The 14,016-nt window shown below is 70.8% G+C and carries 10 protein-coding genes; 6 read left to right on the top strand and 4 right to left on the bottom strand.

All coding sequences use genetic code 11. The features are described from left to right. Positions 1–139: 139 nt before the first annotated feature. From AB0I10_RS37435 to AB0I10_RS37425, 3 genes are read left to right on the top strand one after another with little or no spacing between them, the layout of a single operon-like run. Complete coding sequence (locus AB0I10_RS37435) at positions 140–2,029, top strand: YfhO family protein (RefSeq protein WP_363157219.1); 1,890 nt, start codon at positions 140–142, stop codon at positions 2,027–2,029. After that, complete coding sequence (locus AB0I10_RS37430; RefSeq protein ID WP_363157218.1) at positions 2,026–3,015, top strand: glycosyltransferase family 2 protein; 990 nt, start codon at positions 2,026–2,028, stop codon at positions 3,013–3,015. Before AB0I10_RS37435 ends, AB0I10_RS37430 begins: the two co-directional genes overlap by 4 nt. Next, positions 3,015–3,530 carry a GtrA family protein gene (locus tag AB0I10_RS37425; protein ID WP_363157217.1) on the top strand — a complete coding sequence of 172 codons (516 nt, stop codon included), beginning with the start codon at positions 3,015–3,017 and terminating at the stop codon, positions 3,528–3,530. Before AB0I10_RS37430 ends, AB0I10_RS37425 begins: the two co-directional genes overlap by 1 nt. Here AB0I10_RS37425 and AB0I10_RS37420 read toward each other — a convergent pair. After that, entirely contained in the window at positions 3,479–4,120 is a 642-nt protein-coding gene (locus tag AB0I10_RS37420) for a TetR/AcrR family transcriptional regulator (protein WP_363157216.1), read from the bottom strand. The genes AB0I10_RS37425 and AB0I10_RS37420 overlap by 52 nt on opposite strands. 155 nt (positions 4,121–4,275) lie before the next feature. Here AB0I10_RS37420 and AB0I10_RS37415 point away from each other — a divergent pair, with 155 nt between their 5' ends. Together AB0I10_RS37415 and AB0I10_RS37410 are read left to right on the top strand one after the other, a co-directional pair. Continuing rightward, a complete protein-coding gene (locus tag AB0I10_RS37415; RefSeq protein WP_363157215.1) occupies positions 4,276–5,205 on the top strand; it encodes an ABC transporter permease in 930 nt (309 codons plus the stop codon). Between the two features lie 64 nt (positions 5,206–5,269). Beyond that, positions 5,270–6,055: an ABC transporter ATP-binding protein gene (locus AB0I10_RS37410; RefSeq protein ID WP_363157220.1), complete on the top strand. Its 786-nt coding sequence runs from the start codon at positions 5,270–5,272 to the stop codon at positions 6,053–6,055. A gap of 79 nt (positions 6,056–6,134) precedes the next feature. On the opposite strand, the gene AB0I10_RS37405 is transcribed toward AB0I10_RS37410, so the two are convergent. From AB0I10_RS37405 to AB0I10_RS37395, 3 genes are all read right to left on the bottom strand, one after another. Next, positions 6,135–11,093, bottom strand: coding sequence for an NAD-glutamate dehydrogenase (locus AB0I10_RS37405; RefSeq protein ID WP_363157214.1), 4,959 nt, complete (start codon positions 11,091–11,093; stop codon positions 6,135–6,137). 479 nt (positions 11,094–11,572) lie between these two features. Then, the gene (locus AB0I10_RS37400) at positions 11,573–12,241 is read right to left on the bottom strand and encodes an HAD family hydrolase (RefSeq protein WP_363157213.1); all 669 of its coding nucleotides are present in this window, start codon (positions 12,239–12,241) and stop codon (positions 11,573–11,575) included. Between the two features lie 143 nt (positions 12,242–12,384). Continuing rightward, complete coding sequence (locus tag AB0I10_RS37395; protein ID WP_363157212.1) at positions 12,385–12,891, bottom strand: hypothetical protein; 507 nt, start codon at positions 12,889–12,891, stop codon at positions 12,385–12,387. Between the two features lie 294 nt (positions 12,892–13,185). Here AB0I10_RS37395 and AB0I10_RS37390 point away from each other — a divergent pair, with 294 nt between their 5' ends. Beyond that, on the top strand, positions 13,186–13,914 hold the full coding sequence (locus tag AB0I10_RS37390; protein WP_363157211.1) for an Rv3235 family protein: 729 nt from the start codon (positions 13,186–13,188) through the stop codon (positions 13,912–13,914). Positions 13,915–14,016: the final 102 nt, after the last annotated feature.

Genomic DNA, 14,016 nt, shown 5'->3' with positions numbered 1-14,016 from the left:
CCCGGGGCGCCCTTCGCCATATGGGGACGTACGGAGACGGCGTTGCACGGAGACGGCGTTCTCCGGGACGCGACGGAGGCGGCGGGCGGCGCGGGCCGCCTCGATGACGCTGGTGGGCATCGCGCTCGCGGCGCCCGCCATGACCGTCACCCTCAAGGCCAGTCAGGCCGCCCAGCCCGCGCCCGAGGCGTCCTACGACGGCCCGCCGTCGCTGCGCGACCAGTTGGCGCAGCTGCTGCCGGGCGGCCACGGTGGCGCCCATGCCCCCGAGGCCCCCCACGTCTTCATCGGGATGCTCGGGCTACTGCTGGTGGCCGCCTTCCCGTTCGTGCGTGCCGTGCCGCTGAAAGCGCGGATCGGCTGGTGCGGCCTGGCGGCGGGGGTCGCGGCCTCGTTCGTGTGGCGGCCGACGATCCTGCTGTGGCACGGCTTCGCGCTGCCCAACGGCAGCCCGTACCGCGCCGCCTTCGTCCTCAGCGCGATCTTCACGATGATCGCCTGGCTGGCGCTGGCGCACCGGCCGCGGACCGGCGAACTGGCCGCCGGGGCGGTGCTGGTCGCGGTCCTCGCCTGGTGCTGCCGCGGGCAGAGCTCGGTCGGCACCACCACCTGGATCCTGGTCCTCGGCGGCGGCGCCGTGTCACTCCTGGCGCTGGTGGCGCTGCGCCGCTGCCGCACGCGTTCCGGCACCCGTACCGGCGTACGGACCGCCGTCACCGCCGCGCTGATCTGCACCGTCCTGCTCGGCTCGGCGCTTGCGGCGCTGTCCGTGACGGCCGAGCGGGACACCATCGCGTGGTTCCGGCCGAAGACCACCCTCAGCGGGCCGGCACTGGCCGCCCGGAAAGAGCTGGCCGCCCGCGCCGACTGGCCCCGCTCGCGCACCGACCCGGGCCCGCACGAGTTCGCCAACAACGATCCGCTGCTGCTCGGCGGCGAGGGCGGCTCCTACTACAGCAGCTACCTGCCCGCGTCCACCGCCCGCACCCTGCACGGCCTGGGGGCGGGCTGGTATGTGAAAGGCCGTCACACGCTCAGCGTCGAGGACCCGGTGGGCCGCGCGATCATGGGTGTCAGCAGCTCACTGGTCCCGGTGGCGGGCCACGGCGACCGGTACGCCCTCCGCCCTTCGGATGCGGCCCCGCTGCTGACCGTGCGCAGCAAGCTGCCGCGGGCCGGTGGCGGCACGGTGTTCGCCCGTCAGGAGCGGGTGCTGGGCGCCCGTGTCTACGAGGTGCCGTCCCTGACGCCGACCGCCGGAGCCGCCCCGCTGCCCGGCCGCGACGGCTGGACGCTGCCCGCCGAGCGGCACCCGGCCACCGGCCACGCCAGCGCGGGAACCACCTTCACGGCCCGGTGCACCCCCGGCAGCACGGCCCTCTGGTACGCGCCCTGGTTCTCCGGCCGGATCAGCGGCCCGGCGGGCAGCACCTGGGGCGTCGGCCAGCGGGACATGACGGCCAATCCGGTACGGGTGCTGGGCACGGTGCCCGCCGACGGCACGGTGTCGGTGCGGTTCACGAGCCAGGAGCGGCAACACCTCCCCGTACATCCCCTCGGCTGTCTTTCCCCGCGCAAGCTGGCCGCGGCGGTGGCCGCGCTGCGCGCCAAGGGGCCGGTCGAACTCACCACGAGCGGCCACGGGCTGACGGCCGAGCTGCCCGCGGGCAGTTCGGGCAGCGCGCTGCTCGCGGTCCCGGCCGTCGCGGGCTGGAGCTGTTCGGTGGACGGCGGCCCGGCCCGCGCCCCCCGCTCCTTCGGCGGCCTGCTGACCGTCCCGTTGGGCACCGGGGCGACACGGCTGGCCTGTTCGTATGCCCCGCCCGGCCTCCCGGCGGGGCTGGCGGTGAGCTGCGCGGCGGCGCTGACGGTGGCCGCGGTGGCCGGGCTCGCGGCCGTCCGCGGACGTCGGAAGCGTTCCTCCCAACGCATCTATGAAATCGCGACAAAACAGCATATTTATAGAATGGCCCTTCAGAGGACGGCGCCCGAACCGTCCCCTGTCCCCGGCGAAAAGGCCTGCGAATGAAGCTCTCCATCGTCGTCCCCTGCTACAACGAAGAAGCCGTCATAGGCCGTTTCGACGACAAGATCCGCACGGTCCTCGGCGCACTCGCCGTCGAATACGAGCTGTGCTACGTGGACGACGGCAGCACCGACGGCACCCTGCCCCGGATGCGCAGCCTCGCCCAGCAGCACCGCGACACCACCCGCTACGTCTCCTTCAGCCGTAATTTCGGCAAGGAGCCGGCGATACTGGCCGGCCTCAGGGAGGCCACCGGGGACGCGGTGATCATCATGGACGCCGATCTCCAGCATCCGCCCGAGCTCATCGAGAAGATGCTCGACCTCTACCAGCTCGGCCACGACCAGGTCATCGCCAAACGCACCAGGGAGGGCGACCGGCGGCTGCGCTCCGCACTCACCCGGATGTACTACCGGGCCGTCAACACCTGGGTGGACGTGGAACTCACCGACGGTGTGGGCGACTTCCGGCTGCTGTCCCGTACGGCCGTGGACGCACTGACCTCGCTGCCGGAGTACAACCGCTTCTCCAAGGGCCTGTTCTCCTGGATCGGCTTCGACACCATCACCTTCGACTACCGCAACGCCGCCCGGGAGGCCGGCGAGACCAAGTGGCGCTTCGGGTCGCTGATCAACTACGGCATCGACGGCATACTCTCCTTCAACTGCCGCCCGCTGCGCCTGGCGATCTACACCGGGCTGAGCCTGGCCTCGCTCGCCACGCTCTACACCTTCTGGATCACCGGCGCCGCCCTCGCCGGGGGCATCACCGCACCCGGCTATGTGACGCTGGTGGCCATCGTCGTGGGCCTGGGCGGGCTCCAGATGGTGATGCTCGGGCTGATCGGCGAGTACATCGGACGGATCTACTACGAGTCCAAGCGGCGGCCGCACTTCCTGGTCAAGGAGTCCAACGGCACGCCGCGGACGACACCGGCACAAAAGGCACGCCCTCCGAGCACCGCCTCCACCCCCTCACAGGCCGGCTGATGCGCGGCGGTGCCCCCGGACGGCTCGTCCTCCCGCGGGCCGTCGGCTGGGGCCAGCTGGCCCGCTTCACGATCGTCGGCGGCATCAACACCCTGACGTTCTACGCCTGTTACCTGCCGCTGCACCGCCTGCTGCCGTACTTCGCGGCGTACACCGCCGGCTTCCTGGTGAGCCTGGTCGGCTCGTTCTTCCTGAACACCTACTTCACCTACCGCACCCGGCCGACGTGGCCGAAGTTCCTGCTCTTCCCGCTGACGCAGGTCACGAACTACGTGGTGCAGAGCCTGGGCCTGGTGACGCTGGTGAGCTGGCTCGGGATGAACAGCACGGTGGCGCCTCTGATGGCGGCACTGCTCGCCATCCCGGTCACCTTTCTGGTCTCCCGGCGCATACTCCTGCCCGGCCGCCGAAGGCATGCGCCGGCCACCGCCGCCCCCTGCCCGCCGCCCGCCGCCCTCGCGGGTCAGCGCCCGCCGAGCGCGCCGACGACCGCCGCCGACAGCTCGTCGAGATAGTCGCCCGGCAGCTCGTCGCGGACGACCACCAGGCGCCAGTACAGCGGCCCGGTCAGCAGATCCAGTGCCAGCCCGCCGTCGGCGCCGGCCGGAATCTCCCCGCGCTCGACGGCCCGCGCCACCATCGCCGTGGCGACGCCCTGCCGGCTGTCGTGCAGGGCCGCCTTGAGCGCCCCGGCCAGCTCGGGGCTGCGCGCCGCCTCGGCCAGCAGATCGGGGATGATCTGCGAGGCCATCGGGTGCCGCAGCGCACGGGCCGCGACCTCCAGCAGCATCCGCACATCCCCTTGCAGCGAACCGGTGTCCGGCGTCGGCAGGCCTTCCGCGGCCACCGCGGAGACCACGTCGAGGACGAGGTGCAGCTTGGAGCGCCACCGCCGGTAGACGGCGGTCTTTCCGACGCCCGCCCGCCGCGCGATGCCCTCGATCGACATCCGGGCGAAGCCCACCGCGGCCAGTTCCTCGAAGACCGCGGCGCGGATCGCGGCGGTCTTGTCCTCCCGCAGTACGGCGGCACCGGCCGGTGCCCGGCGCGCCGCCGTGGGATCGGCCTCGGCCGTGTGGTCAGTCTCGCTGCCGTCTTTTGCCATGCCTTGAGCATAGCGTCACGACGCTACGGTTGCGTTTCGACGTGGGCGCCCTTTACTGTCGACGACGTCACGACGATACGGACCCGTTCCGTCGTATCGCCCTTCGCGCCCCTTTGCTGCTACCGCCCCTCCGGCCACGTACGAAAGCGGCCCCCATGCCCCAGACCCTCGCCCCTCCGGCCCCGGCGCCCGCCCGGACCGCCGTACCGGAAACGGCCCCCGACCCGCGGCTGCGCGCGCTCGCCGAACACCACGGCCTGAAGGTGAGCGGCGCCCGCCCCTCGCTGCCCGAGTACACCCGGCAGCTGTGGGCCCGCCGGCACTTCATCGCGTCGTTCGCCACCGCCCGGCTGACCGCGCAGTACGCCTCGGCCAAGCTCGGCCAGATCTGGCAGGTCGCGACCCCGCTCCTCAACGCGGGCGTCTACTACTTGATCTTCGGTGTGCTGCTCAACACCCGCGGCGACATCCCGGACTTCATCCCGTTCCTGTGCACCGGCGTCTTCGTCTTCACCTTCACCCAGTCCGCGGTGCTGGCCGGCACCCGCGCCATCTCCGGCAACCTCGGGCTGGTCCGCGCCCTGCACTTCCCACGCGCCTGCCTGCCCATCGCCTTCACCGTCATCCAGCTCCAGCAACTGCTGCTCTCGATGGGCGTGCTCGCGGGCATCGTGCTCGTCTGCGGCGTACCGCTGACCTGGCACTGGCTGCTGATGATCCCCGCACTGCTGCTGCAGTCCGTCTTCAACACCGGACTCGCCCTGATCATGGCCCGGATCGGCGCGCGGAGCACCGACACCGCACAGCTGATGCCCTTCGTGCTGCGCACCTGGATGTACGCCTCGGGCGTCTTCTACAACCTGTCCGCCTTCACCAAGGACGCGCCGCACCTGATCGCGGTGGCCCTGGACTGCAACCCCACCCTGATCTACATCGACCTGATGCGTTACGCCCTGATCGACACCGTGCGCGCCGACGACCTGCCGCCCCACGTCTGGCCGCTGGCCCTGGCCTGGGCCGTGCTGACCGGCGCCGCCGGATACCTCTACTTCTGGAAGGCGGAGGAGGAGTACGGCCGTGGCTGACCTCGCAACGGGGCGCGTCCCCACCGTCACCGGCGCTGACGTCCCTACCGTCACCGACGCTGACATTCCCGCTGTCACCAGCGACGACGTCCCCACCGTCATCGCCGACAACGTCCACATCGTCTACAAGGTGCACGGCGCGGGCAACGGCCGGGGCAGCGCCGTCTCCGCGCTGCGCCGCATCGTCCGCCGCACCACCTCCGCCGGCACCCGCGAAGTGCACGCCGTCAAGGGCGTCACCTTCGTCGCCCACAAAGGCGAGGCGATCGGCCTGATCGGCTCCAACGGCTCCGGGAAATCCACCCTGCTGCGCGCCATCGCCGGCCTGCTGCCGCCCGCGAGCGGTCGCGTCTACACCCACGGCCAGCCGTCGCTGCTCGGCGTCAACGCCGCGATGATGAACGACCTGACCGGCGAGAAGAACGTCGTCCTCGGCGGCCTGGCGATGGGCATGAGCCGCGAAGAGGTCCGCGAACGCTATGACGGCATCGTCGACTTCTCCGGCATCAACGAGCAGGGTGCCGCCGTGGAAGGCAACAGCATCTCCCTGCCGATGCGCACCTACTCCTCCGGCATGGCCGCCCGCCTGCGCTTCTCCATCGCCGCCGCCAAGAACCACGACGTCCTGATGATCGACGAGGCGCTGGCCACCGGCGACCGCAGCTTCCAGAAGCGCTCCGAGGCGCGCATCCGGGAGCTCCGCCAGGAAGCCGGCACGGTCTTCCTCGTCAGCCACAACAACAAGTCGATCCGCGACACCTGCGACCGCGTGCTGTGGCTGGAGAAGGGCGAGCTGGTGATGGACGGGCCGACCGACGAGGTCGTGAAGGCGTACGAGGCGTCCAGGTGACACCTGCCCCCGAAACGGGGACGGCCCCGGAGCCTTACGCTCCGGGGCCGTCCGCCGTTCAGGGCGCGTCAGCCGTGCATCAGCTGTGCGTCCGCAGCAGCGTACGCATCGTCCGCATGGCCACCGACAGGTTCGCCAGGTCGAAGCCCTCCGACCCTTGGATCTCCTCCAGCGTGGCGCGGGCACGGCTGAGGATCGCCGCGTTCGCCTCCTCCCACGCCTTGAACCGCTGCTCGGGCGTCGAGGAGCCGTTGCCCACCGACAGCACATCGGCGGTCAGCGCCGCATGGGCCGCGAAGAGGTCCTCGCGGATCGATGCGCGGGCCATCGACTGCCAGCGGTCGGTGCGCGGCAACTCCAGGATGCGGTCCAGGAGTTGGTTGATCCGCAGCCGGTCGCCCAGGTCGTAGTAGACCTCGGCGACATCGAGCGGCTCCTTGCCGGTGCGGTCCGAGACGGCGACGATGTCCAGCGCCGGGAAGATCGACGAGAAGCCGGACACCTGGACGGCCAGCGCCTCGGGCACACCCGCGCCGGTCAGCTCCTGCAGGATCGCCTGGTACCACTCCAGGTCGCTGCCCTGCAGCAGCTTGGGCAGCTCGTCCCAGACCGCGGCGACCCGCTCCGCGAAGAAGTCGATGGTCGTGGACAGCTCCAGCGGCTGCGGACGGTTGTTGAGCAGCCAGCGGGTGCCGCGCTCGACCAGCCGCCGGGAGTGCAGCCGGATCCGGGTCTGGACATCGGCCCCGACGACATTGTCCAGCGCCTCGACGTCGTCCCAGACCTGGTTCAGCTTGAAGATCGCGCGGGCCGCGGTGTGCGCCCGTACGACCTCTTCGAGGGATGCGCCGGTCTCCTCGCGCATCCGGTGCAGGAAGCTCGTACCGCCGGTGTTGACGGTGTCGTTGACCAGCACCGTCGTGACGATCTCGCGGCGCAGCGCGTGCCCGTCGACCTGCTCGGCGAAGCGGTCGTACAGCGCCGACGGGAAGTAGGCGTGCAGCAGCCGCTGGAGGTACAGGTCGTCCGGCATGCCCGTGTGGATCAGCGCGTCGGCAACCGTGATCTTGGTGTAGGCCAGCAGCACCGCGGTCTCGGGCTGGGTCAGCCCGCGCCCGGCGTTCAGCCGCTCGCGGATCTGCCGGTCGGTGGGCAGGAATTCCAGCGCCCGGTCGAGGTCGCCGTCGCGCCCCAGGCGGCGCATGAAGCGCTGCTGGGCGTGCAGCATGCTGGACGACTGGGCGAGCGCCAGCGCCAGCGCGGTGTTCTGCGCGTAGTTGTTGCGCAGCACCAGCGCGCCGACCTCGTCGGTCATCTCGGCCAGCAGCTTGTTGCGCTGCTTGGTCGTCATATCGCCTTCGGCGACGACGGAGTTGAGCAGGATCTTGATGTTCACCTCGTGGTCGGAGGTGTCCACACCGGCGCTGTTGTCGATCGCATCGGTGTTGATCCGCCCGCCGGCCATGGCGAACTCGATACGGCCCAGCTGGGTCAGGCCCAGGTTGCCGCCCTCGCCGACGACCTTGACCCGCAGGTCCTCGCCGTTGACGCGGATCGTGTCGTTGGCCTTGTCGCCCACATCGGCGTTGGACTCCGCCGACGACTTCACATACGTGCCGATGCCGCCGTTCCACAGCAGATCGACGGGCGCCTTGAGGATGGCCCGCATCAGATCGGCGGGCGTCATCTTCTTCACGCCGGCCTCGATGCCGAGGGCGGCCCGCACCTGCGCATTGATCGGGATGGACTTGGCCGAGCGCGGGTGGATGCCGCCGCCCTGCGAGAGCAGCTCGGTGTTGTAGTCCGCCCAGGACGAGCGGGGCAGCTCGAAGAGCCGGCGGCGCTCGGCGTACGAGGTCGCCGCGTCCGGATTCGGGTCGATGAAGATATGCCGGTGGTCGAAGGCGGCGACCAGCCGGATGTGCTCGCTGAGCAGCATGCCGTTGCCGAAGACGTCACCGGACATGTCGCCGACGCCGACCGCGGTGAAGTCCTGGGTCTGACTGTCGTGGCCCAGCTCGCGGAAGTGCCGCTTGACCGACTCCCAGGCGCCGCGGGCGGTGATGCCCATGCCCTTGTGGTCGTATCCGGCGCTGCCGCCGGAGGCGAAGGCGTCACCCAGCCAGAAGCCGTACGACTCGGCGACCTCGTTGGCGATGTCGGAGAACGTCGCGGTGCCCTTGTCGGCGGCGACGACCAGGTAGGTGTCGTCCTCGTCGTGGCGGACGACGTTCTGCGGGTGCTCGACCTCGCCGCCGACGAGGTTGTCGGTGATGTCCAGCAGACCGGAGATAAAGGTCTTGTAGCAGGCGATGCCCTCGGCCAGCCACGCGTCCCGGTCCTGCGACGGGTCCGGCAGCTGCTTGCCGACGAAGCCGCCCTTGGCGCCGACCGGCACGATGACGGTGTTCTTGACCATCTGCGCCTTGACCAGGCCGAGGATCTCCGTACGGAAGTCCTCCCGGCGGTCCGACCAGCGCAGACCACCGCGGGCGACCTTGCCGAACCGCAGATGGACGCCCTCGACCTGCGGGGAGTACACCCAGATCTCGTACGCCGGGCGGGGCGCCGGCAGATCGGGCATGGCCTGCGGGTCCAGCTTCATGGACAGGTAGCCGTGCGGACGGCCCCGGCTGTCCTTCTGGTAGTGGTTGGTGCGCAGCGTCGCCTTGATGACGGTGAGGAAGGAACGCAGGATGCGGTCCTCGTCCAGGGAGGCGACCTGGTCGAGCGCGCCGTCCAGCTCCTCCAGCAGCCCGTCGGTCAGCTCGGTGCCGGCCCGCTGCCGGTCCGGGGACATCCGCGCCTCGAAGAGCGAGACCAGCAGCCGGGTGGTGTGGACGTTGTTGGCGAGGGTGTCCTCCATGTACGTCTGGCTGAAGGTCGACCCGGCCTGCCGCAGGTACTTGGCGTACGCGCGGAGGACCATCGCCTGACGCCAGTTGAGGCCCGCCAGCAGCACCAGCGTGTTGAAGTTGTCGCTCTCCGCGGCGCCGGTCCACACCGCCGTGAACGCGTCCTGGAAGCGCTCGCGGGCGTCGTCGCCCTTGACGTGCTCGGGCATCCGCAGCCCGAAGTCGTAGACCCAGGCGATGGTGGCGTCGGCGCGGCGCAGCTCGTGCGGGCGCTCGTCGACGACCTCGACACCCAGACGGTTCAGACCCGGCAGCACCTTGGACAGCGAAACCGGTTCGCCGGTGCGGTAGATCTTGAAGCGGCGCTCACCCGGGCCGGCGCCGACCGGCTCGTAGAGGCTGACCGCGAAGTCGTGGCCCGGCTTGCCGGTGAGCTTCTCCAGGTGCTGGACGTCGGCGACGGCGCTGCGCGGGTTGTTGTCGGCCTTGTAGCCCTCGGGGAAGGCGTGGTTGTAGCGGCGCAGCAGCTCGGCGGCGCGCTCCTCGCCGACCTCGGCGTTCAGCGCCTCGGCGAAGCCGTCGGCCCAGGAGCGGGCGGCCTCCACCAGCCGGCCTTCGATACGGTCCACATCCCGGTCGGTGAGGTCCGGGAGGGACGCACCGGGCTGGACGCGGATGACGAAGTGCAGCCGGGAGAGGATCGACTCGGTGTTCCAGGCGGTGAAGTCGACGCTGGTGCCGGCCAGCTCCTCCTTGAGGATGTCGATCAGACGCAGCCGTACGCCGGTGGTGTAGCGGTCGCGCGGGAGGTAGACCAGCGCGGAGTAGTAGCGGCCGTATTCGTCCTGGCGGAGGTACAGCCGCAGCCGGCGGCGCTCCTGCAGGTAGAGCACGCTGGTGGCGATGGAGCGCAGCTGGTCGACCGGGGTCTGGAACAGCTCGTCGCGCGGGTAGGTCTCCAGGATCTGCAGCAGGTCGCGGCCGTCGTGGCTGTTCGGGCTGAAGCCCGCGCCTTCGAGGACCTCGGCGACCTTGCGGCGGATGACCGGGACGCGGCGCACCGACTCGGTGTACGCGGCCGAGGAGAAGAGCCCCAGGAAGCGGCGCTCGCCGATGACATTGCCCTGGGCGTCGAACTTCTTGACGCCGACGTAGTCCAGGTAGGACGGGCGGTGGACGGTGGCGCGGCTGTTGGCCTTGGTGAGGATGAGCAGCTTGTGCTCGCGGGCCTTCTTGCGGGCGTCCTTGGGGAGCCGGTTGAAGGACGGCGATACGGGGTGGCCGTCCTCGGCGTGGTGCGACGGGTCGGCGCGCAGGATGCCCAGGCCGGTGCCGGGCACCGCGGCCAGTACATCCTCTTCGCTGCCGTCCTCACCGGGCGCGGAGACCAGCTCGTACTCGCGGTAGCCGAGGAAGGTGAAGTGGTCGTCGGCCAGCCACCGCAGCAGCTCCCGGGCCTCCTCGATCTCCTGGTCGCGCAGGTCGTCGGCGGTCGGCTCGGTGGGCAGGTCATCGGCGATGTGCAGCGCGGCGCCGCGCATCTTCTCCCAGTCCTCGACGGCCTCGCGGACGTCGGAGAGCACCCGCAGCAGATCGGCGGTGATCTGCTTGAGGTCCTCGCGGTCGGTCTCGCGGTCCATCTCGACATGGATCCAGGACTCGGTGACCGCGTCGTGCGGCAGTTCCTTGGTCTTGCCGTTGCCGGTGGTGCCGTGCGCGTCGCAGTTGGAGTCGAAGACCTCGATCAGCTTGCCGGTGACATCGCGGCGGACGATGACCTGCGGGTGGATCACGAGATGGATGCCGCGGCCCTGCCGGGACAGCTCGTTGGTGACCGAGTCGACCAGGAAGGGCATGTCGTCGGTGACGACCTCCACGACGGAGTGGCTGCAGGTCCAGCCGTTCTCCTCGACGGTCGGGGTGTGCACCCGTACGTTCGCGGTGCCCTGGGGGCGCATCTCCGCGAGGCGGTAGTGCGAGAGCGCGGCGCCGAAGACGTCGACCGGGTCCCGGTCGGTGACGTCCTCCGGGGCGGTGTGCAGGTAGTAGCGCTGGAGATATCCCGTGAGGGTCTCCGAGTCGAGCCCGCGGACCGGGGCCTTGCCCCCGGCCGGGCTGCTTTCAACGACCCGGGCGGCCCTGGCGAGCAGCTCGTTCTTGGCTTCGTCCAGCTTGGTCTGCATGTCCTCTGGCTCCTGTCGCGCGCCGTTGCGTGACGTCGTGGAAGAACTCGGTGGAAGCTGCACAACGCCGCCGTGACGCGGGGTGTCCTGTCGCTGTCGACGCTATGCCGCAATGAGAGAGGGCCGTGTCGTGTTCGACGACTCTTGACAAAGTCGACATCGAATCCCGGCCGCAAAGACCAGCGATCGCCCGGTCACCGTGGTGTCCCGGGCGCACGGCGGAGGCCTCGACGCCTCCGCGGGTTATCGCGCTGATCACGATGCAAGGCTATCGCTCTCGGCCGGGGTGGCGTCATGGGCCTTGTACGTACAAAAGGACCCGCGGAACTTAGACCATCCGGACAACACTTCGACCGCTCCGATGTGCGATGGCCCGACGGGATACGACGAGGACGGGGACAGGAACGAGGACGAGCCAGGGACGGTGACGGTGACGGTACGAGCATGCGCGCACGGCCCGGCGCACCGCTTCCCGGCGGCTACCCCGAGACGATTCCGCCCGCCACCTCGACGGCCTCGGCCAGGCTGTCGACCACCGGCACCCCGGCACCCTCCAGGCTGCCGCGGCTGTGCGATCCCCCGGTGTAGAGCACCGCATACGCGCCCGCGTCCCGTGCGGCGATCGCGTCATCCACCGCATCGCCGATCACGACCGTACGCCCCGGATCCACCCTCTCCAGCGCCTCAAGATGCCGCACCATGTGCTCGCTCTTGCTGCCCCCGGAAGGCCCGATCCTGCCGTCCACCCGCACAAATCGCGACTCGATGCCGAAGCCGCGCACGAGCGGTATCAGATCGTCGTGCCCGTACATGCTGAGTATCGACTGACTGCGCCCGGCCGCCTGCCACCGCTCAAGCAGCAGGTCCACGCCCTCGGCCAGCCCGCAGCCCACCCGGTGCTCGGTGTAGTGCCGGTGGAACGTCTCGTCCATCACCAGCCATTCGGCCTCCGTCGGCAGCCGCCCCATCAGCCGCTCGTAGAACCGCGGCACGGGCACGCAGTACAGCTCCCGGTACAGCTCAAGCGTGATCGGCTCCAGGCCGATCTCGGCGAAGGCCGAGTTGGTCGCGCCGATGACGGCATCGATGTCGTGGAACAGGGTGCCGTTCCAGTCCCAGACGATGTGCGTCGCGTGCGTCGCGTGCATCTCCATGCAGCCCCTCGTGATGCGATTCCCCATGCGATTCCCCATGAAGAAAAAATACCCGCGCCCACTGACAACGCAGCGCGACCACCGCCACACACCCCGCTAACGGCCGCCCTTCCGAGGCGGCCCGGCGAGCCGCTCTCTCAGCCGAGCAGGTGGGGAATCTCCTGCACCGCGAACCACATCAGATCGTGGTCCTCGGCACCGTCCACCGTGAACTGCGCATCGTCATCGCCCTGGTCCGCGGCGCCGAGCGCCGCCGCGGCCGCCGCGACATCCGCCTCCGCGTCGGCGGCGTCCACGTGCACCGCCGCAGCCTTCGTCAGCGGCACCGGACCTGCGAGGCGCACCTCACCCAGCGCCGACTCGTCGAGCCCCCGGTCCGGATCCGCGACCGCCGCACCGTCCGGCACATCCACCGCGACCACCACCCGCCGCCGTGCGGCCTGCGGGTTCCCGGCGAGCCGGCGCAGCGAGGCCTGGGCCGCGCGGTTCAGCGCCGCGTACTCCAACTCCTCGATGTCGTCCGAGACATACCACTCCCGCAGCGCGGGGGTGACGGCATACGCGTCCAGGGGGCCGGGGCCCAACTCGCCGCCCTTGTGCGCCTCTGCGAGACCGGGAAGGGTCAGGGGGACATAGACGCGCATGGCAGCCGCTTTCACTCAATTCGCTCAACTCTGAAGAATGCCCAGCCAGCATACGGGCGCGAGTCCCCCATCGTGGCGCCCCCACGACACCCGTGCCGCCCGCGCCGGACCCCCCGCCCGACCGCGTTTCGCGGCCTGATCCCGGGCCCGTGACACGGACGGGTGAACTCCGCGGGCATCGCGCGCCCACCTGCCCGCGCCTTGCTGCCGCACCAACTGCGCCGATAGAAGATCTCCCACCAAAGCTACCGGCCGGTAATCAACGGGCCGGCCACAAGGGGGGCGATCAGCGCCATGAACGGCACCAATGACCCGACGACGAACACCACACCCACCATCCCCAGGCGCACCACGCAACCCACCCCATCCACCCCATCCACCGCACCCACACCGCCCGACCGCATCGCCGAGGACCGCGACCCCCGCCCCACCACCCCGGAAACGCCCCCGACCGTTCCCCAGCCCCGGCGCTCCCCCGCCACCCGCCGCCCGCTCGGCCCCGCCGGCAGCGGCCCCGGAGCAGCCGGCCGCGGCCCGACCCGCACCGGTCCACGCCGCCGCCCCGCCGGCCTCACCGCCGCGCCGAGCCGCCCGGCCCCCACTCACCCCATCAACGCGGCCGGTGCCCCACTGCCGACCGTGGGCGCCCAGCGCCGCGCGCATGAGCACCAGCCGCACCACTGGTTCGCCCATCAGCTGGTGCTCACCCTCAGCGGACAGCGACCCGTACACGCCCTTCTGGGACACGCCCTGCCCCGGGCCTACGACCGGCTGGTGGAACTCGCCCCGCAGGCCCCGCTGCGGCCCGTCATCGGCCCGGACCGCCGGCTGGCCACCCCGACCGTGCGCGACTGCGGACTGTGCCGGCCGCGCACCGGCGTCATCGAGGCATTCGCCCGCATCGCGCTCGGTGAACGCCTGCGGGCCCTCGCGTTCCGGCTGGAGCGCGGCGGCGACTCCCGCTGGCGCTGCGCCGCCCTGGACATCGGCCCGACCCGGGCGGTGTGGGGCCTGACCCCTTAAGCCGCCGCGACCCGCCGCAACGGCACAGGGCGCCCCGGCCGATCACCGGCCGGGGCGCCCGGTCCAGCGGGGGCCCGCCCCACCCGGCCCCGGCCACCCCCC

It is taken from the genome of Streptomyces sp. NPDC050636 (genome assembly GCF_040654775.1).
Taxonomy (GTDB): domain Bacteria; phylum Actinomycetota; class Actinomycetes; order Streptomycetales; family Streptomycetaceae; genus Streptomyces.
The sequence above is the reverse complement of the archived record's forward strand: the minus strand, read 5'-3'. Positions and strand labels throughout refer to the sequence as shown.

Coding starts and splice junctions, on each gene's coding strand:
- AB0I10_RS37425 (WP_363157217.1), top strand. CDS start 3,015: ATGCGCGGCGGTGCCCCCGGACGGCTCGTCCTCCCGCGGGCCGTCGGC.
- AB0I10_RS37415 (WP_363157215.1), top strand. CDS start 4,276: ATGCCCCAGACCCTCGCCCCTCCGGCCCCGGCGCCCGCCCGGACCGCC.
- AB0I10_RS37390 (WP_363157211.1), top strand. CDS start 13,186: ATGAACGGCACCAATGACCCGACGACGAACACCACACCCACCATCCCC.
- AB0I10_RS37405 (WP_363157214.1), bottom strand. CDS start 11,093: ATGCAGACCAAGCTGGACGAAGCCAAGAACGAGCTGCTCGCCAGGGCC.
- AB0I10_RS37420 (WP_363157216.1), bottom strand. CDS start 4,120: ATGGCAAAAGACGGCAGCGAGACTGACCACACGGCCGAGGCCGATCCC.
- AB0I10_RS37430 (WP_363157218.1), top strand. CDS start 2,026: ATGAAGCTCTCCATCGTCGTCCCCTGCTACAACGAAGAAGCCGTCATA.
- AB0I10_RS37400 (WP_363157213.1), bottom strand. CDS start 12,241: ATGCACGCGACGCACGCGACGCACATCGTCTGGGACTGGAACGGCACC.
- AB0I10_RS37435 (WP_363157219.1), top strand. CDS start 140: ATGACCGTCACCCTCAAGGCCAGTCAGGCCGCCCAGCCCGCGCCCGAG.
- AB0I10_RS37395 (WP_363157212.1), bottom strand. CDS start 12,891: ATGCGCGTCTATGTCCCCCTGACCCTTCCCGGTCTCGCAGAGGCGCAC.